Origin of the sequence: Luteolibacter sp. (assembly GCF_039920825.1) — a bacterium.
GTDB lineage: Bacteria > Verrucomicrobiota > Verrucomicrobiia > Verrucomicrobiales > Akkermansiaceae > Luteolibacter.
Window position 1 is genome coordinate 1 of record NZ_JBDSCX010000031.1, and the last position, 17,274, is coordinate 17,274.

The following is a 17,274-nucleotide window of genomic DNA, read 5'->3' on the forward strand; positions in this document are numbered from 1 at the left end:
GGAGGATTTCCCATTCGGCGTCGGTCAGGCTGCTAGGATAACTTGGCATGGCAAGCTTCTCCAATACATGACCGGATTAGTACAGATTAAAAGTTGGGAATCAGATGTTTTTAAGACAGCCTCTCAGAGATTCTTTCAGCTATCAAGATCGCGACGGAACGATACTTCGAATGGGAAGATGGGAAGCTCACTTCTGAATCGGCGGAAAAAGCCTGGAGCAAGGTGGGAGGCATTTGCAAGATGAGCCGCCTCGACAAGGAAAATCCCGAACTCAAACGGCTCTACTATATTCGTGGTATCATCCGGAATCGCTTTTCTTACGTGAATGATAAAGTAGCCATGCCTATTTTGAAGGAGTGTATCGCACTCAATGCTTCACTGGATAGTTTGGAGCAGTTTTCGAAAACCGCGCGGAATTGGACTCAATGGAAACAAGGTCTTGAAGACTATATCGCCAACGCGACCGAAAAAACCGAACGAGGAGAACAAACGTCTGAGCCGTAGACGGGATCGATGTGGAGAAGCCTGCGGCAGTCCTGGCCATTTTTCATTCGAGAATCAAACCTCTTGAATCTCAACGATCCTCAATTCCCTAACTGCGTGGTCGGGCCAGAATGCGATCAGGAGATCACGGAGCAAAAGAAACTGAATCTCACGCCCGGTGTCGTCCGGCTCCGAATAATCTCCGATTTGATTGGGATGGTCCGCGAGCTGGAAAAGCAAGCCGATCAGCAGCCGTTGCTTGGGCTTCGAAAGTCCGACGAGGAACGCCGAGGCCTTGGCCGAAAGGACCGGCTCGTAGGATGAGACATCAGCCATGTCCGAGATTCGTGGCGAGGTCGGAGAGCCTGGTTTTTTTCCCGGAATCCATTTCCTTCATGATCTTGGAAAGTGATCTCCGCCCGCTCTTCGACTGATGCTTGAGCCGGAGCAAATAAGCGGACATGGCGAGCCGCTCCTTCTCCGAGAGCTGCGCGAGACGCTGTTTTAGATCTAATTCGCCTGATGCTGTCATTTGCATGTAAAGTGACCGATCACCTTGGTCAGGTCAAGGCGGCCTTCCAGCGGGCAATCTCCGCAGTGACGTTGGCGATGGAAGGCGCGCCCGGATTCGTTCGGGCGGCGAGGGCTGTTTCAAGGGAGAAAACATCCTTCGCATCCGACCCGTAGGCCGGGTCGATGGCTGGAAGGTCGAGCTGGTCGAGCGGCGTCTTGGTGGCGATGGCTTGGGCGACGGCTTTGCCGACGAGTTCGTGCGCATGGCGGAAAGGCACGCCCTTTTTAACCAGGTAGTCGGCGAGGTCGGTGGCTAACAGCATCGGATCGGAGGCGGCGGCCTTGCAGTTTTCCTCGCGGAGTTCCATCGCGGAAATCATCTCGGTGTTGACGGCGAGGATGAGGTTCAGGGTGTCCACGGAGTCGAACAGCGGCGGTTTGTCTTCCTGGAGGTCGCGGTTGTAGGTGAGCGGCAGGCCTTTGACGGCGACTAACAGATTCATCAGATTTCCGACGAGGCGACCTGTCTTGCCACGGGTGAGTTCGCAGACGTCCGGATTCTTCTTCTGCGGCATCAGTGAGGAGCCGGTGGTGTGCGCGTCGGATAGAGAGGCGAACGCGAACTCGGCGGTGCACCACAGGATGAGGTCCTCGCTGAGGCGCGAGAGATGGACGCCGCAGAGCGAAATGACGAACAGCACTTCGGCGATGTAGTCGCGGTCGGCGATGGCATCCATCGAATTGTGAGTCACCCCATCGAACCCGAGCTCTTCCGCGATCGCGTGGCGGTCGAGATTGATCGTCGATCCGGCGAGCGCGCCGGAGCCGAGCGGGGAGATGTTGAGGCGCTTGCGGGCGTCGGCAAGGCGGGATTTGTCGCGCTCGAGCATTTCGACATAGGCGAGGAAATGATGGCCGGCGGTGACCGGTTGGCCGCGCTGAAGGTGGGTGTAGCCGGGGATGACGGTGGCGGCGTATTTTTCCGCGCGATCGAGCAGGGCTTTTTGCAGGCCGGTGATGGCGGCGAGCAGGCCGTCGATCTCGGTGCGGGTGTAGAGGCGGGTGTCGGTGGCGACCTGGTCGTTGCGCGAACGGGCGGTGTGGAGTTTCGCGCCCGCGGCACCGATGCGTTTCGTGAGTTCGGCCTCGATGTTCATGTGGATGTCCTCGAGCGAGGTCTTGAACTCGAATTTCCCGGCTTCGATGTCGCCGAGGATTTCCATCAGACCGTTTTCGATTTGGGAAAACTCCTCAGCCGTGAGTAGGCCGACCTTCAACTGGGCGCGGGCATGCGCGATTGACCCCGCGATATCGTGCGGAAACAAGCGCCAGTCATACGAAATGGATTCGCCGAACTGTTGAACGAGTGACGAAGTATCTTTGGAGAAGCGGCCTTTCCACATGGCGGTAGAGATGAGTTGGGTGAAATTTCCGCAAACCGTGCGGCGCGGGTGATTTGAAACGGAACCGGACCGGATGAAACGAGAAAAATTTCAGGATTTTCGATCCCGGAGAAAACGAGAGGTTGCAATCGCGACCGGCTATCAGATGAATGAAGGACGACCGATGTTCCGGATTTTTCCCGGAGCGGCCGCCATCAACTCGAACCCCTCTGAAACCATGTCCAATATCATTCCCATGATCAGTTCCGGCACCGCCGGTCCGCTCGGCGTCCTCCACCTGCCACGGCTCTGGCTCAAGGCATCGCTCGGTGCCGCTGGAAAACTCCACCCGGATTATCCCTCCTGCGGCCACGGCTACGACGGCATGGTCCTCGCCGGCCTCGGGCTCGACAAGGCCGCTTTTGAAAGCTTCATCGCCGACAGCAAGCCGACTTATCCCGAATTCGAAGCCTGGGTACTCGCCCAATCCGGCGGTTCGCTCGATGCCGATGCCGTCGCGAAGCTCAACGCTTCCATCACCGGATACAATCACGCCGACGATGTCCGTACCGCGATCCTCGGTGCGAACGGCATCCCCGACGAAGGAAGAATCCTCGACGCCATCAACCTGAACAACCTCGACGACTGGCACGCCTTCCACAGAGAAGTCCTCGCCTGACCCATTTTCTCCGACCACAAAAACCTCGCCCGGACTTCAATCCGCGCGGGGTTTTTCGTTTCGCAGGATTTCGCGCAGCGCCGGATAGTCGATCTTCGCGTTGTGGCGGCGGTCCAGCGGAAGCGCGCCGAGGAAGATCACCCGCGTGATTCCGAAATCCTTGGCGTGCTTCTCGATCGATGCCGCTTCAGTCGCCCCGCATGTTCTTCCGACAATCAACGCGCGTTGGTTCTGCCATTCCATCGCCGCCATCCGGCTTTCAGGGAAAATTTCCCGCAGCGCGCATTCGATCGCGAACGGATAACGCAGAGAATCGGCCGGCAATCCCTCATCTGCGGGAAATGCCGGTAGCTTCTCCGCGCAACGACCGAGCAACCAGACGCGGCCTCGTGAATCGATCCAGCCCGCGTCCCCGGTCCGATGCAACACCTTTTCTCCATCTCGGATTTTTGTTTCTTCGTCACCGAGACCATCAAGATATCCCCGCATCACATGCCCGCCGCTGACGATGATTTCACCGGCCTCTCCAGCTGATAAAAAATCCATATCAACCGCACCGAGCGGTGTGCCCCATCGGTCCGCGATGATCCGCAGTTCGATTTCCGGGACCGGCACGCCCGAGCAAAGTCCCCCGCCCCGCCGGGTCAGCAAGTCGGTTTCCTCGCTGGCTTGGACTGCGGAAAAATGCGCGATGGGCTCCGCTTCCGTGGAACCGTAAACCGAATGGATACAAGCGTTAGGCAGGGCTTCGCGAAGACGCCGTAACAGATCGGGAAACACTGGCGCGCCACCTGTATAGAGCTTATCCAGACTCGGAAGTCCGTCGGCCGAGGCAAGGAATCTCTCAAAAAACGCGGGCGACGCGGCACAGCGGGTGACGTTGTATTTTTCGCACTGCGCCTTGATCGCCGCGACGTTCGGTGAGCCCGGTTTCGCTAGATCCGTCGCCGCCAGCACGCTGGTTAGACCCGACGCCAGATTCGCCAGCACGAACACCGGCAGCGTGATGAGATCCACCTCCCCGTCTTCGAAATCCAGCGCCTTCGACAACGCCTCATGCTGTGCCAGCAAAAAACCATGGCTCCTCACCGCCGCTTTCGGCACGCCCGTGCTGCCGCTGGTGAACGTGACGAGCGCCGGTTCGTCATCAGCCACATCAACTAACGGAACCTCGGCGGAATCTGTTCTCCAGCTCCATGCTCCGGGAAACCATCCCGCACAAATCGAAATCCTGATCCGGCGCATTTCCGGCACAGTGAGACGCAGGCAATGCGCTCTCCATGAACCGAAAAACGCGTCGGGCATCAACCGACGGCAGCAAAGTGATAGAAAATTCCGCCCCGCGGTTGGATCGGCCAACATCACCCTCAATCCCGCGTGGAATGCAGCCAGTAAAAATTCATACAGCTCGATGGAAACCGGTTGGAACACCAGCACCACCTGTCCGCGCTTCAATCCCGATTCCTGCAGCAGTCCCGCGCCAGCCGCCACCTTGCGCGCCAGATCTCCATACGAAACAACGCGATCCTTTCCCCGCCAGTTGTCCACCAGCGCGAGTCGCTCCGGATGCAACTGCGCCTTCTCCGCTAACAACGAAACGAGATTCATAGCGGTTTGGAAAAAAGCGCGTAACGCCGGAACGCTTCGCCATGGTGACGCCCGGTGATTTTCAACGACGTGTTCGTCTCGTGCTGGAGCGCGTGAATGGCCTCCGTGTAACCTTTGTCCCGACCGCTGCGATGGAGTTCGTCCACCAGCAAGCTGCCAAGTCCGGCACAACGCGCGGCGGGATCGACCGCCAGCGTTTTCACGATGAGCGCGGGTTTTTCACCGCGGGCCACCGCTTCCAGATCGGGGATACCAAACACAAATCCACAAGGCTCGCCATCGCGTTCGGCGATTCTCACGAAGTCGGGATCAATCCGGTCACGGACTTTTCGATAGGCATCTAGAAATCCATCCTCTTCAAGCGGAGTGTAGAGGAAATTGTTAGCGAAGCTCTTCAGGCTGACGGTGTAGATCCGCTTCCACTCTTCTTCAAATTCCGCCGGATCCAACTTCCGAACAATCACTCCCGACCGTTCCAGCCGATCCTTCACCGCCGGTGAAATCGCGTCCGTTCCATCCAGCGGCATCACCGACGACGAGTAACGCGAAAGAACGGAAAACCCCGCCATTTCCCACCATCCCGGATATTCCGCCGGGTTGCGCGGCTCCAGCAGAAACGGCCCGCGCCCGTTGCTTTCCACCACGAACCGGTGCCGCCGCCAGGTGTTGCCGTTCATCGGCCCCACCGCGATCTTGCAACCTTGCTCGCGGAGGAGGTTGCAGGCACTGTCTAGCAACCATTTCGCAGACTCCGCTTCATCCGCCACGAAGTCCCCGATCGTCCCGATCCGGCTACCGTCAAGAAGCGACGTGTCACGCCACCACAGCGCTGCAGAGGCGACGACCGAATGTGTCCCGGCTGTCTCAGCCGGGTCTTCCAAGCTTCCGACTGAGACAGTCGGAACACATTCCAATTCCACTCGCGCATCGGACTCGTCCTCACCGGATCCCTCGCAAACATGTACTTTGAATGATTTCATAAGAGGAAGAAGGCGGGTGTTGAAGCGGCAAGCGCAAGAAGCCCCTTGATGATCCAAAGCCCCGTCACATGCCCGCTGTAGTTTGAATGGATTTTCTGAAAAAGCAAAGTCACCGCCCACATGAAGGCCAGCGCAACCGCCACCGGAACTAACAACCGCACCGACTCCGGCCATAGCCAGACAAGACCGGGCAATGACGCCACGAGAAATCCCTTCGCCACCGAGCGAACCGGCGTCGCCACGAGATGCGGCATCCATGTCCTCGTCGCGGTGTCGAGGATCGAGAGCTGCGCACCCATCGCGAAGGAAACTCCGGCGAGCGCCACGGAAATGGGAACCAATCCGAACTCCGTAGCGATCACCCACGGCAGGCAGGCGATGGTATGCGACAGCACCGCATCGAGCCGATGGTCGAATTTCCCCGTCAAACAATGCTTCCGCGTCGTCACCACATGACAAACGAAGACCGCCACCGGCGGCAGCGCGAACCGCCAGTCCGCGATGACCGCGCAACCGTAGCCGAGCAACACGCTGCCTAACAACGCACCGCCGCTCAACGTGGACCATCGCGATCCGACCAACACGAGAACCAGCAATAGCCCGAGCACCACAAAACGTCCGGCCAGCGATGGGATTTCCAGCGGCAGCAATTTCTGCAACATGAAAAAGCAGCCGACCGGGAGCACCAGATTGTCGAATCCGCGGTCTGAAATCCCCTCCGCCATCATTGCGAGGATTCCTAGAATCAACCCAATCCACAGCGCGTGCATGACATCTACCCGGCAGCCAAGGTAAAGCGGCAGGAATCCGCAGAGGAACGCGGTGAGACAGAAGAAAATCGAGCCTTCGACCGTCTTGAATCCCTCGCCGGAGCCGTAGCGGCGCTTGCCCCAGCGCGTGCCGACCAGCGCGCCCGCCGCGTCGGCGATCGTTAGAATGAGCACCGGAATCAGATAGAGATAAGCATCGCCCTTTGCCAGGGAGAACACCGCCGCGACCGCCGGGGCGAAAAGCACCTCGCCATACGACGGCCGCTCGATCCCGTGCAACGCCGAGCCCACTCCGTTTCTCAACGCGGGAAAAATCCGGATCAACCCCAGCGGCACCGTCGCGATGGCGGCGAGCGTCCACACCGGAAGTGCCCTTTCGAACACCCACGGAAATGCCGCGCATGAAAGCCCCATCGCGACATGGATGGATTTCCTCGCCACTTCGGGCGACGCTCCGATCCTCCGGGCTAACAATCGGATCAACGGCAGACCGAGGAACAATCCCGCCAACACGCCCGCAACCGCCAACCATTCCCCGGAATTCAACCGACGACCTCCTCGACTACAAAACGGCTGTAGAAAAACGCCCGGTCTTCCGCGAATAAAGCATCCGCTTCGGCACCGCACGATTTCAACCGATCCGCCAGCGACTCGGGCCGCGACCGCGGAGCCAGCATGTTCCAGTAAGCGAGGCGCGCGCCGGGATTCGCTCCGGCGATGATTCTTTCCAACAGATCACGCGTGTTTTCGGCACTCATGTATTCGAAAATGTCGCTGAGATTGAAGGCATCGTAGCGGCGTCGATCATGAATTTCGTCGAGCCATCCTTCCAAGGAATCCGGCACCACTTCGAATTTTCCGGCCAACAACCCATTCCGGATGAGATCGAAATTCTTTTCCTCCAATGCCTCCGGCAGCACCTCGCCATGGGTGCTGGTTAGAATCCAATGAAGATAGGGATTCTCCGCAGGATCGAGCTCGACCAAAGCGTGTCGAGTGCGCTCCAGGATCCGATCGGCGACCGAGCCTTCGACATATTTGAAAAACTGCGGATCACGCCCGAGCGCACCCATCACCGTCCGGGAGAAGAACAGTTGGAAAATCCAGCGCCAGCACCGGTTGTCCCAGACCTCGTTGTAAAACCGCTCGCGCTCCTGCGGCGATCTGGCAACCAGCAAATCGAGCACCCGTTTCCTCGAATGCGCCAGCGGCAAAACCACCCTGCGGAAGGTCGCGAAGTAGCGTTCGAATTTCCCCGCCGAGCCAATTCCATTTTCAACCTCTTCCGGCATCGCGTCCCAAAAGTCCCGCACATCAGCCGTCAATTTCTTCCGGCAGGCGCGATACAGTTTCAATCGTCCCGAGGAAGGCCGCGAACCTAACATTTCGAGAAACTCTCCGTGATTCAGCGTCAAATACGCCGCGCGCCGTAGTTCGATGCACGCGATTTGCGCGGAGTTCATTTCCACCGCCGTTACCGAAGCCGCGCCCGCCGCCAGCAACGCAAAACTGTTATCCCCGGCCGATCCGATGCTCAGGCAGTGACGGCCCGCCGGCTTCAAGGCGCATACCAACAACCGTGAATCCTCCCAACACTGCGCATAGCGGATCGCCGAGAAGTCGGCGCGGTGTTGGATCTCGGAGCGGCTCACGCGTCATTCTGTTAGGGATTGCGCCGTCCGGGCAAGCTTTCAGCCCCAGATCCGCTCGACCGTCCAGTAGAGCCCTACCGCGCCAATCATCCCGCTGGCGATTTTTCGCACGATCCCGAACGTGGGCTTTTTCAGAAGCCAGAATGTCGCAGCAAAAGCAGCGGCCAAGACGGTGACTTGCCCGAGCTCCACACCAAGGTTGAATCCGATCAATGGCTTGATGACCTCGCCTTCAGGCAAATCCAGTTCCTTCATCACCGAGCCGAATCCCATCCCGTGGAGCAGGCCGAGACCGAACACGAGCCCGACGCGCCAGGGCTTGAGTTCCTTCACCCAGAGATTTTCAAGACCGACATAGGCGATGCTCAGGGCGATCATCGGTTCGACCACCTTGGAGGGAGCTGTGAAAGCTCCGAGCACCACCATCGCCAGCGTAATGGAGTGAGCGAGCGTGAACGCGCTCGTCTGCCAGAGCAGCGGTTTCACCTTCGGCTGGAGAAAGAACAGACCGAGGATAAAGCAGATATGATCGAGTCCTAACGGAAGAATATGAGTGAAGCCGTGGGCGATCCATTCCGTGAGAGAGGTTCCTTCTCCCGCCTTGATCTCGCCGTTAGCACCGATCTTCATCAGTTCCACCGGTTTCGCCCTCGGTGTGAGCCTCAGGAGTTTCACCTGCGGTTTCCCATCTTTCCGCGGAATGATCACCTGCAGGGCCAATGGCTCGTCCTCGTCATCCATCCACGCCAGTTCTAACGGCCCGGTCGCGCTTTCCTCAAATTTCCCGCTCATGTCGATTCTCACCAGCGCGTTGCTATCGTCGTTTTCCTTCAGCTTCGGGAAATCCACCGTGTAATCCGGGAAATCGAATACCGCCTGCAGTTTCTTTCCTCCGAGAGTCAGGACGAAGGTTTCATCGAGAAACATCGAGGCGGTATCGCGCATCGTCTGGTGATCGGCGGCGCTGAGCGTGGAGATCCATTTTTCTCCGGCGGTTTGTGGAGCACCCGGCGTGCCCGGCGGAACTCTCGGGCCATCCTCCGGATAGAGCGCCCACGCTTCCAGCCACACCGAGCCGTGCCAACCGCCGTTTTCCGCAGTGATTTCCGCCCGCACCTGTTTCATCGAGTGGCCGTCGGCGATTCCCGCGGCGACAGCAATCCAAACGAACACCAACAACCACCGGCGGAAACTTCCGAGCAAGTCACGAATCATGTGCCGCCATCTACGAATTCCCCGCCGGGTTTGCTATCACAAGTTGGCGCAAAATGACGCAGGGGAATCCAATGACCGACAAAAGCCGGCGGATTGGGCGACGCCTTAAAATCGAATGATTGGCAGGAACGGCTCCGTATTCGTCCGCCCAACCCTGACTTTTCACAAAACCAATGACCCGCCGCATTCTGATTCTCACCGCCGCCCTGATGCTTCCCACTTTGCTCCATGCGGGGGAAAGCGCACTCGCGGTCCGTGCCCTAACATTTAATCTTCGCTATATCAACCCGGGGGACACTGAAGCCAGGACCTGGACCGCCCGCCGCGATCAGGTGGGACAGGTGATCCGCGATGCCAAGGCGGATGTCATCGGTGTGCAGGAGGCATTCCGTTCCATGCTCGACGATGTGGCGGAGCGGGTGCCCGGGTACGAGGAAATCGGCGTGGGTCGCGAGGACGGCAAAACCAAGGGTGAATACGCCGCGATTCTCGTTAGAAAAGAACGTTTCAAGGTTCTGGAGTCAGGAACATTCTGGCTCTCCGACACTCCGGAAATCCCGAATTCACGCACATGGAAAAACCGCGTCACCCGCATTTGCACTTGGGCGGAATTGCAGGACCAAGCTACCAGCCGGGTCATCTATGTTTACAACACCCACCTCGATCACGAATCACAGGAAGCCAGGGAAAAAGGTGTCGGACTGATCCTCGAACACGTGGCCGCGCGAACACCCGGAACGCCCTTCATCATCACCGGCGATTTCAATGCGGCCGAGGACAACCCGGCGATCGAAAAGGTCAAAGCCAGCCCGTTTCATCCGATAGATACCTGGCGAGAATTGAACCCCGCGGTTCCGGCTGCGGAATCCGGCACCATGTCCCAATTCACCGGAGCGCGTGACACCGCGAAGATCGACTACATTTTCGTCCCGGCAGGAACCCGACTGGTGGATGCCGAAATCATCCGGACAAACGTGGATGGCATCTATCCTTCCGACCACTATCCGGTGCGGGCCAGCATCGAATTCGGCCCTGTGGAAAAATGATTTCCGTCAGGATTCAAGAATACTAACAGTCCCGGCAGCTCCGTCCATTTCCACAAGGTCGCCGGTTTTCAACGTGGTGGTGATGCCGGGCAGCGAGACGATGCACGGCAGAGTGATCGGCGTCCTGTGTCGTCGATTCGAGGTCCAAAAAAGCACCAGCGGAAAATCGGCGGCTTCCCCATTTTAGGACACGCAGCATAAATGTGTTTACAACCGTAGTCTTTTTCATCTACAAACGTAGTCATGCCTGAGGTGCCTAGGATTTCTGAGTCGGAATGGAAAGTGATGGAAGTTGTTTGGGCCGGACCACCGGTAACGGCGCAGCACGTCACGAATGAACTGGGCGAAGCGCAAAGCTGGAAACCGCAGACGGTGAAAACGCTTCTGGCCAGGCTGGTGGCCAAGTCCGTCTTGCGAACCGAAGCGGACGGAATTCGATTCCTCTATCACCCGGAAGTCAGCCGTGAAACGGCGGTGGCGGCGGAAACAGATTCGTTTCTGGACAGGATCCGACGAGGCTCTCTGGTGCCGATGCTGGCACACCTGATGGAAAGCAAGCGCCCGCTCAGCGAGGAAGAGATCGAGGCTTTGCGGGGTCTTCTTCCCGAGAAAGGGGGCAAATCATGAACGGCTGGATGGAGACAATTTGGCTGGCGTCGCGGGATGCTGCCGTTCTGGCATTGGCGATAGTTACGGTAATCAAGCTGGTCGGCCATCGGATGCCGGTGGGATGGCGTCACGCGGTGTGGCTGCTGGTTGCGGCGCGACTGCTGATGCCGGTCCTGCCGGCGAGTTCGTTGTCCTGGCAACGGGTGTTGCATTTACCGCAATCCTCAACGGAGGCCGAGGTGAGGGAAGCGCGGATTCCCGTGCCAGAATCTAACGATGAAATTTCACTTCCAACATTATCCACCTCGACTCTCCCGGTTTCAGCGACGGAAAGTCTTCCGATCCTAACAAATGAGAAGCCGCGGACTGGAAAACCTCCTGCGGTGTCCCCCACCGTGTGGGATATTGTCGCCGGCGTTTGGATAGCTGGAGTCATCGGATTGCTGTGTGTTGGAACCACCATGACCTGGAGTTTCCAAAGGCGGGTGCGTCGGCTGATGCGGTCCCACCCTAAAACGGGCGACATGGAAACCGGCCTTGAAGCCATTGGCCGACAGTTTGGCTGGAAGAGGCTTCCGAGCGTCCAGGTCACCGAAGCGGTGGATGCACCGGCGCTGTTCGGGTTGCTCTGGCCGCGGATCCTGATGCCTCCAGCCGTGCTGGATCGTCTGTCGGAATCCGAGCTTCGGTTAGTGCTCCTCCATGAGCTGGGACATTGGAAACGCCGGGATCTTCTGGTGAATTTCGCACTCGCGCTGCTTCAGGCGGTCCATTGGTTCAATCCCTTCGTTTGGTGGGCGTTTCACCGGACCCGGCTCGAAAGTGAGCGGGCGACGGATGACTGGGTTCTGCGGCGGGCGGGTGCGGCGCAGGTGACTGACTACGGTGAGATGTTGTTGCGATTGCTAGACCCGGGCGCGAAGCCGAGGGTTGTGTTTTCCGGGGTGGTCAGCGTGGTGGAAAGCCATGGAGATTTGCGTCAGCGGATGACAGCCATTGGGCGATTCACGGGGAAACGCAGCGGCTTGGCAGTCGCCGCGTCGGTGGCGCTGTTGATGGCTTTGGCGGCGGTAGGGCTGACCCAGCCGCCCGCCCCTCCAAGCGTTTCAGGGAAAGTCACCAAGGAGCGAAATACGGAAAATCTCACGGGTGGCACATTCATCTGCCAGGTTAATACCAAGGAGAATATTCCTGTTTCGGGTGCCGAAGTTTACATGGAGGTGTTTTCGCAAATCGATGGCGACGCGCTGGAGAAGATCCGGCTTGCGGGAAAAACAAATGACGTGGGAGAGGTCGAAATCCGCTCTGAGTTTCTTGGTGCGAGGCATGCGACCGTGAGCCTATTCGCTCGTCATCCCCACGCAGGCTTCGGAGCCACATCGAGTGGAGCGACACAAATAAACTCAAGGATCATTCTGAACATCAGTGAAGGCTTGGCTCTCCGACTCCATGTTCAAAATAACGAAGGCAAACCCGTTTCCGGTATGAGACTGCAAGTGGAAAGCGTGCAGAATCCAAGCTACAGCGCATCCAAGGCAGATGACAACGAGCATTTCTCAGGGCAAGTTCCGACTCTTCCTGAAGGCTTTTGGAATGCGGTTACGGACTCCGGGGGCAGGTGTGCGATCAAAGGTTTGCCTCCGGGTAGTTTCTACGTGGATCACGGAGACCCAAGATATGCGCAAATTCCAGGTCGGCATGACTACGGACTTCAATTCAAGCTTGAACCCGCAAGTCCCGAAATTGAAATCGAACTTCAGCCCGCCGCCACCGTCTCTGGAGTCGTGAGACTTCCGGACGGCACGCCAGTTGCCGGCGCTGAGGTCCAAATCCTGGAACAGAATCGCTATAAACACGGTGGATCTTGGGCGGAAACTGTCACCGACGATGATGGAATCTATCATCTACAGCGACTCCTCCCCAGCGAATACACCCTCAGCGTGGTTCTCAACGATGAACTCAAGGAGGGCTGGACGATGAATCCGGTCGATCTCTCGCTTGCGCCAAGCGAGCAAAAGGAAGGTCTTTCCATCACATTGGAAAAGGGCGGATGGGTCTCCGGCAAGGTGACTCTCGGAGATACGGGCGAACCCGTAAGTGACCTCATCGTGGGCATCATAACACCCGGGGTGCGTTCGTCCCTATCAAGCTGGTCAACAAAAACCGACGACAACGGGATTTTCAGAAAACGAGTTCCACCAGGCAAAAGAAAGGTCTACCTCGCAGGGATGCTCCCGGAGGGCTACACGACAGAGGCAGCCGATCGCTCCGAACTCGAATCAACGCTGCAGGTGAAAGCGGGCGAGGAATATTCTGCCGACTTCGTCATTCCACGAAATACGAACATCAGCGGAGTGGTTTTGAATCCATCCGGAGAACCCGTCGCCGGAGCCACTGTTACTTGCTTTGATCCACCCGATCGCATGAGCGCCCCCCAAACTGTGACAACCGACAAAGAAGGACGGTTTTCATTCAACTGCCCTGTTGGGACAGAAAATGCCGAATTGTTAGCGGTGCTCGGGGATATGGTATCGGCAAGCGGCGTGAAATATCCGCTATCTCAGGATGCGAGGCTGGAGTTGAAAACAAACGGATTTGCGACAGCTTCCGGGCGCGTCGTGGATCAGGACGGCAGCCCACTCGAAGGTGTTTTAATCCGGTGCTTTGGTCGCAAGCTGCAGGGAGCTCCTTCTAAATTCCGCACGGATGTGGATGGGCGCTATAACGCAACTCAGCTAGAACCTGGAAAACTGGTTGGATTCCAAGCATCCAAAGATGGCTATGGAGAAGATAGGGCACAGGCCGATCTCGAAGCAGGCAAGGCAGCGACCGTGGAAACGATCATACTCCCCAAGGCGATTTCCTCAGTGGCTGGAATCGTGCTGGACTTTAAAGGGAACCCGATTCCAAGCGCCAAGGTGGGAGCTTCAGGTTATTTACAGCCAGACGGCGCGGAAGTCTCGACCGACAAGGATGGGAAGTTTGAACTCCACGGCTTGGTCGAGGGGTGGTTGAATGTCACGGCCGCTGACGACGTGATGATCAGGGGATCTGGCCGAATTAAGAACATCCGTACGCGAACGGGCAGGAATGATTTGGTGTTAAAAATTCCCGAAGTGCCGGTGGTCGGGAAATTGGAAAAACTGGTGGATCTGGTAGGCAAGCCTGCTCCTCCCCTGAAGGCGCAGGACTGGCTTCACTCCGATCCACTAACCGAAATCCAACCCGGCAAGGTGAGGATTATTTCGTTCGTGGGTTTGGACCGGCCTCTGAACTTTTTCTCAAATACATTGCCGCCACTTCAGAAATTTCGCGAGGAACATCCCGAAAAAGAACTGGAAATCATCGTGGTGCACGGTGCCTGGCCAAAAGAGGAAGTGGTGGAAATTCTAGCGAAAGATTATCCCGATTTCAAATTGCCGATCGCGATCGAGCCGGTGGAAGGAGCCATGAGCAAGGAGTTTGGAGTGCAACACTGGCTATACGTGGTGATTGATCAGAAAGGCACCGTCGCGTTCCAGAGCAGGAATGATTTGGACAAAGTCACAGAGAAAGTGCAGTCGCTCTTGGAGAAGAAATAGTCCTCCATTTTCCCCTATCCTGCTGCCTGTCAGGGCTTCGCTGGCTGGATCATGGTCTGCCATCGCGGACTCTGGATTCCGGTTTCAGGGTTCAAGAATCCGGACCGTCCCGGCGGCTCCATCCATTTCTATCAGATCTCCGGTCTTGAGGGTGCTGGTGATGCCGGGGAGAGAAACGATGCAGGGCAGGCGCAGTTCGCGGGAAACAATGGCCGAGTGGGAAAGCAGGCTGCCGCGTTCGACTAACAAGCCGGCGGCGGTCGGGAAAAGCACGACCCAGCCGGGATCGGTCTGGCGGGCGACTAGGATTTCGCCGGGCTCCAATCGGGCACCGCGCGGATCGATCACCACCCGGACGCGGCCGGTAACACGGCCGGGACAGGCTCCGGTTCCGATCAGTGAGGATTCGGTGGTCACCGGCGGGCGGGTGTTTTCAAATCGATCGTAACGGCTCGCAGGGCCGCGAGTTTCGAAACGATCCGGTGGCGCTTCGGTCGCTTCGTAGCCGGTGAATTCCGCACGACGTTGTTTCGCCAGGGAACCGAGGTCGGCGGTGGTGCCGGTGGCTTCCCAGACGGCGAGCACCTCGCCAATCTCAAGGTAGAACACATCGGCGGCATCAGCTAACAAACTATCGGCCGCGAGACGTTGCCCGAGGGTTCGGAGGATCGCCCGGACTCGGCCGAAAAGGCGGGTGCGCTCGAAGCGGAGATTCTCACGCGAGCAAACGCGTTCGCGAGTCTGGCGGAGTACGTAGCGGAAAATGAATCGCTTGAACGGACCGAGCTGGCGCGTGTGGTCCTTCGTGATTTCTGTTGGAATCACGGATGCTGCAACGGGACGACCCGCCATCGCGCCGATGGAAAGTAGCAGGCTGGCAGGATCGTCGCGGACGGTGGGGCTTTCGAGTTTGAGTTCCTCCAGGCAACGGTCGCCGAAGTCGGTGAGATACTTTTCAAATTCGGCGGCAAGTTCGGGAGCATGCGCGAGAGCCGCGAGTTTTTTGCGAGGATCAATTTCCGGATTGGCAAGGATCTCGGAAAGCTCCGGATGGGCGGCGGCGAGGGCTGCCATTTTCACGATGCGCCGGGGCGGCTCGGCGCTGATGATGTCTCCACCGTCGAACAGGAGTTCGTTTTGCAAGGTTCCACTGCTGTCGCCTAACCATTTCACGCACAAGCTACGGAGCACGCCGTAGAAGATCATCGCGAAGAAGTCGTTGACCAGCGGAGCGTCCCATTTTTTGAGGAGCTGGCGTTCGAGATCGCGGTAGTGGGCGACAAGTTCCTCGCCACTCATCCGCGGAATCGGCACCGGTGGGGCGGCGAGCGCGGTATCGAGGCGGATCTGGAAACGGGCGATTTGCTTGCGCAGTCCCGTTAGCTGGCGAATCAGACCGAAGCCGGTGAGGACGAGGGCCAGTCCGTCGGCGAAACGGCTGCCTTTGTTTTCCGCAACGATGGTCCGGACAATCTCGTCAGGCAAGGGTTCGCGAACCCCCATCATCTGCTCCATGAATCCGCGGTTCAGTTGAAAGCCGGGAAGCAGCGCAAGCACCCGATACCAACTCACGAGGTTGTAGTAAACCCGGCCGCGGATCAGACCTAACATTTGAGGAAACACATCGTCGGATCGCTCGATGCGGTCGTGCGGCACGGACATGAGTTTGCAAAACTCCCGGTAGGCGGATTCGTAAATCCTGCGGGCAAAGGAAAAAGTCAGCGGAGTGGTGACGCCGCCATAGCTTTCGGCAATATTGCTGTTGTCCCAGACGCGGAGGGTGTCGCCGGGATCGCATGTTAGAGCGAGGGTGGTGATCGGGCGGGACTGGAGCAGCCAGAGTTTTCCGGAACGGTCGATCGCCCACTCGATGTCCTGGGGTCGGGAGCAGGCGACTTCGCATCGGCGGGCGAGCGCGGCGATCTCAAGAGCTTCGATGGCAGAGAGCTGGGCTTCGTCAGGCTGAACCTCGATTTCATCGTTCCGATCGATCCTCCAGGTTTCCCCATCGACTTCACCGGAGACGAGTTTTTCGCCGGTACCGGCCACGGCGGAGAGGACGATCACGCCGCGCCTGCCGCTGACGGGATCCGCGCTGAAGGCAACACCGGCGCAGCGGGCGTCGATCATCCGCTGGACGAGGACGGCCGGTTTTTCCGGAGCGGGCAGGCCGTGCTCGCGGCAATATGTTAGGGCAGCATCGCTTTTCGCGGAGCCCCTGACGTCCGCGATTCTGCGGGCGACATCGGCGGCCGGGACGTCGAGATAGCTGGTAAACTGGCCCGCAAAAGAATGCCCGGCGCCGTCTTCCGTAGCACCCGAAGATCGGACGGCGAACGGTCCGGTTCCCAAGGCATCGACGGCACGAGGAAGCTCCTCGCGGGTCCATGCTGCGTCGGACGGAACCGCGAACCATTCCGGGATGTCGAAGCCGAGCTGGCCGAGCCGCGCCAAAGCAGCGCCTTTACCGCCGAGGCGGGAATGATCGGTCGTGTCAGGGTGGAGGAATGGCATGGGTGGCAATAGTTAGAAATTTTCAACCGCAGATGAACAGGATGCACGCAGATGAAGAGGGATGAAGAACTGGATTTTTAAATAGGTCGGGCATTGGGCCGCGGCGCAAATATCCCATCTTTCCATCTGCGTATATCCTGACGGTATGAAGTCATTCAGCAACCGGCGCTGGGCAGACCGCAATGGTTAGTTCAACGTCCCTCGCGGAACCCGTGAGTGCTGCAACACGCATGGGTGGCCGA

At 58.2% G+C, this 17,274-nt stretch carries 15 protein-coding genes; 5 read left to right on the plus strand and 10 right to left on the minus strand.

The window, feature by feature from the left end:
* The first annotated feature begins 240 nt into the window (after positions 1–240).
* Positions 241–504 (plus strand): hypothetical protein, encoded by a 264-nt coding sequence (locus ABIQ96_RS08125; RefSeq protein WP_348214073.1) that lies wholly within the window; start codon positions 241–243, stop codon positions 502–504.
* A gap of 54 nt (positions 505–558) precedes the next feature.
* Here the strand turns inward: ABIQ96_RS08125 and ABIQ96_RS08130 are convergent, their stop codons facing one another.
* Genes ABIQ96_RS08130 through argH form a run of 3 tightly spaced genes read right to left on the minus strand, consistent with a single transcriptional unit; the run spans position 559 to position 2,399 of the window.
* Positions 559–819, minus strand: coding sequence for a hypothetical protein (locus ABIQ96_RS08130; RefSeq protein WP_348214074.1), 261 nt, complete (start codon positions 817–819; stop codon positions 559–561).
* Positions 812–1,015: a hypothetical protein gene (locus tag ABIQ96_RS08135; protein WP_348214075.1), complete on the minus strand. Its 204-nt coding sequence runs from the start codon at positions 1,013–1,015 to the stop codon at positions 812–814. Before ABIQ96_RS08135 ends, ABIQ96_RS08130 begins: the two co-directional genes overlap by 8 nt.
* Positions 1,016–1,043: 28 nt before the next feature.
* Positions 1,044–2,399: an argininosuccinate lyase gene (gene argH / locus ABIQ96_RS08140; RefSeq protein WP_348214076.1), complete on the minus strand. Its 1,356-nt coding sequence runs from the start codon at positions 2,397–2,399 to the stop codon at positions 1,044–1,046.
* A 217-nt stretch (positions 2,400–2,616) separates the two neighbouring features.
* On the opposite strand from argH, the gene ABIQ96_RS08145 reads away from it, so the two are divergent.
* The gene (locus ABIQ96_RS08145) at positions 2,617–3,057 is read left to right on the plus strand and encodes a DUF5069 domain-containing protein (protein ID WP_348214077.1); all 441 of its coding nucleotides are present in this window, start codon (positions 2,617–2,619) and stop codon (positions 3,055–3,057) included.
* 36 nt (positions 3,058–3,093) lie between these two features.
* Here the strand turns inward: ABIQ96_RS08145 and ABIQ96_RS08150 are convergent, their stop codons facing one another.
* From ABIQ96_RS08150 to ABIQ96_RS08170, 5 genes are read right to left on the minus strand one after another with little or no spacing between them, the layout of a single operon-like run.
* A complete protein-coding gene (locus tag ABIQ96_RS08150) occupies positions 3,094–4,665 on the minus strand; it encodes an AMP-binding protein (protein WP_348214078.1) in 1,572 nt (523 codons plus the stop codon).
* On the minus strand, positions 4,662–5,645 hold the full coding sequence (locus ABIQ96_RS08155) for a GNAT family N-acetyltransferase (protein WP_348214079.1): 984 nt from the start codon (positions 5,643–5,645) through the stop codon (positions 4,662–4,664). The genes ABIQ96_RS08150 and ABIQ96_RS08155 overlap by 4 nt, the downstream gene beginning before the upstream one ends.
* Positions 5,642–6,961, minus strand: coding sequence for a hypothetical protein (locus tag ABIQ96_RS08160; protein WP_348214080.1), 1,320 nt, complete (start codon positions 6,959–6,961; stop codon positions 5,642–5,644). Before ABIQ96_RS08160 ends, ABIQ96_RS08155 begins: the two co-directional genes overlap by 4 nt.
* Positions 6,958–8,067, minus strand: coding sequence for a DUF3419 family protein (locus tag ABIQ96_RS08165; protein WP_348214081.1), 1,110 nt, complete (start codon positions 8,065–8,067; stop codon positions 6,958–6,960). The genes ABIQ96_RS08160 and ABIQ96_RS08165 overlap by 4 nt, the downstream gene beginning before the upstream one ends.
* Before the next feature lie 39 nt (positions 8,068–8,106).
* Complete coding sequence (locus tag ABIQ96_RS08170; protein ID WP_348214082.1) at positions 8,107–9,282, minus strand: HupE/UreJ family protein; 1,176 nt, start codon at positions 9,280–9,282, stop codon at positions 8,107–8,109.
* Between the two features lie 173 nt (positions 9,283–9,455).
* Between ABIQ96_RS08170 and ABIQ96_RS08175 the strand changes: the two genes are divergently transcribed.
* Positions 9,456–10,328: an endonuclease/exonuclease/phosphatase family protein gene (locus ABIQ96_RS08175; protein WP_348214083.1), complete on the plus strand. Its 873-nt coding sequence runs from the start codon at positions 9,456–9,458 to the stop codon at positions 10,326–10,328.
* Positions 10,329–10,334: 6 nt separating this feature from the next.
* Here the strand turns inward: ABIQ96_RS08175 and ABIQ96_RS08180 are convergent, their stop codons facing one another.
* Positions 10,335–10,484 carry a hypothetical protein gene (locus ABIQ96_RS08180; RefSeq protein ID WP_348214084.1) on the minus strand — a complete coding sequence of 50 codons (150 nt, stop codon included), beginning with the start codon at positions 10,482–10,484 and terminating at the stop codon, positions 10,335–10,337.
* Positions 10,485–10,571: 87 nt separating this feature from the next.
* Here ABIQ96_RS08180 and ABIQ96_RS08185 point away from each other — a divergent pair, with 87 nt between their 5' ends.
* Positions 10,572–10,955, plus strand: a complete 384-nt coding sequence (locus tag ABIQ96_RS08185; RefSeq protein ID WP_348214085.1) for a BlaI/MecI/CopY family transcriptional regulator — start codon at positions 10,572–10,574, stop codon at positions 10,953–10,955.
* An 8-nt stretch (positions 10,956–10,963) separates the two neighbouring features.
* Complete coding sequence (locus tag ABIQ96_RS08190) at positions 10,964–14,518, plus strand: carboxypeptidase regulatory-like domain-containing protein (protein WP_348214087.1); 3,555 nt, start codon at positions 10,964–10,966, stop codon at positions 14,516–14,518.
* An 84-nt stretch (positions 14,519–14,602) separates the two neighbouring features.
* On the opposite strand, the gene ABIQ96_RS08195 is transcribed toward ABIQ96_RS08190, so the two are convergent.
* A complete protein-coding gene (locus tag ABIQ96_RS08195) occupies positions 14,603–17,032 on the minus strand; it encodes a PEP/pyruvate-binding domain-containing protein (protein ID WP_348214086.1) in 2,430 nt (809 codons plus the stop codon).
* Positions 17,033–17,274 lie beyond the last annotated feature (242 nt).

Bases quoted from the DNA above. Each gene is read 5' to 3' on its own strand.
- ABIQ96_RS08125 (WP_348214073.1), top strand. From the start codon at position 241: ATGAGCCGCCTCGACAAGGAAAATCCCGAACTCAAACGGCTCTACTAT.
- ABIQ96_RS08130 (WP_348214074.1), bottom strand. From the start codon at position 819: ATGGCTGATGTCTCATCCTACGAGCCGGTCCTTTCGGCCAAGGCCTCG.
- ABIQ96_RS08135 (WP_348214075.1), bottom strand. From the start codon at position 1,015: ATGACAGCATCAGGCGAATTAGATCTAAAACAGCGTCTCGCGCAGCTC.
- argH (WP_348214076.1), bottom strand. From the start codon at position 2,399: ATGTGGAAAGGCCGCTTCTCCAAAGATACTTCGTCACTCGTTCAACAG.
- ABIQ96_RS08145 (WP_348214077.1), top strand. From the start codon at position 2,617: ATGTCCAATATCATTCCCATGATCAGTTCCGGCACCGCCGGTCCGCTC.
- ABIQ96_RS08150 (WP_348214078.1), bottom strand. From the start codon at position 4,665: ATGAATCTCGTTTCGTTGTTAGCGGAGAAGGCGCAGTTGCATCCGGAG.
- ABIQ96_RS08155 (WP_348214079.1), bottom strand. From the start codon at position 5,645: ATGAAATCATTCAAAGTACATGTTTGCGAGGGATCCGGTGAGGACGAG.
- ABIQ96_RS08170 (WP_348214082.1), bottom strand. From the start codon at position 9,282: ATGATTCGTGACTTGCTCGGAAGTTTCCGCCGGTGGTTGTTGGTGTTC.
- ABIQ96_RS08175 (WP_348214083.1), top strand. From the start codon at position 9,456: ATGACCCGCCGCATTCTGATTCTCACCGCCGCCCTGATGCTTCCCACT.
- ABIQ96_RS08185 (WP_348214085.1), top strand. From the start codon at position 10,572: ATGCCTGAGGTGCCTAGGATTTCTGAGTCGGAATGGAAAGTGATGGAA.
- ABIQ96_RS08190 (WP_348214087.1), top strand. From the start codon at position 10,964: ATGGAGACAATTTGGCTGGCGTCGCGGGATGCTGCCGTTCTGGCATTG.
- ABIQ96_RS08195 (WP_348214086.1), bottom strand. From the start codon at position 17,032: ATGCCATTCCTCCACCCTGACACGACCGATCATTCCCGCCTCGGCGGT.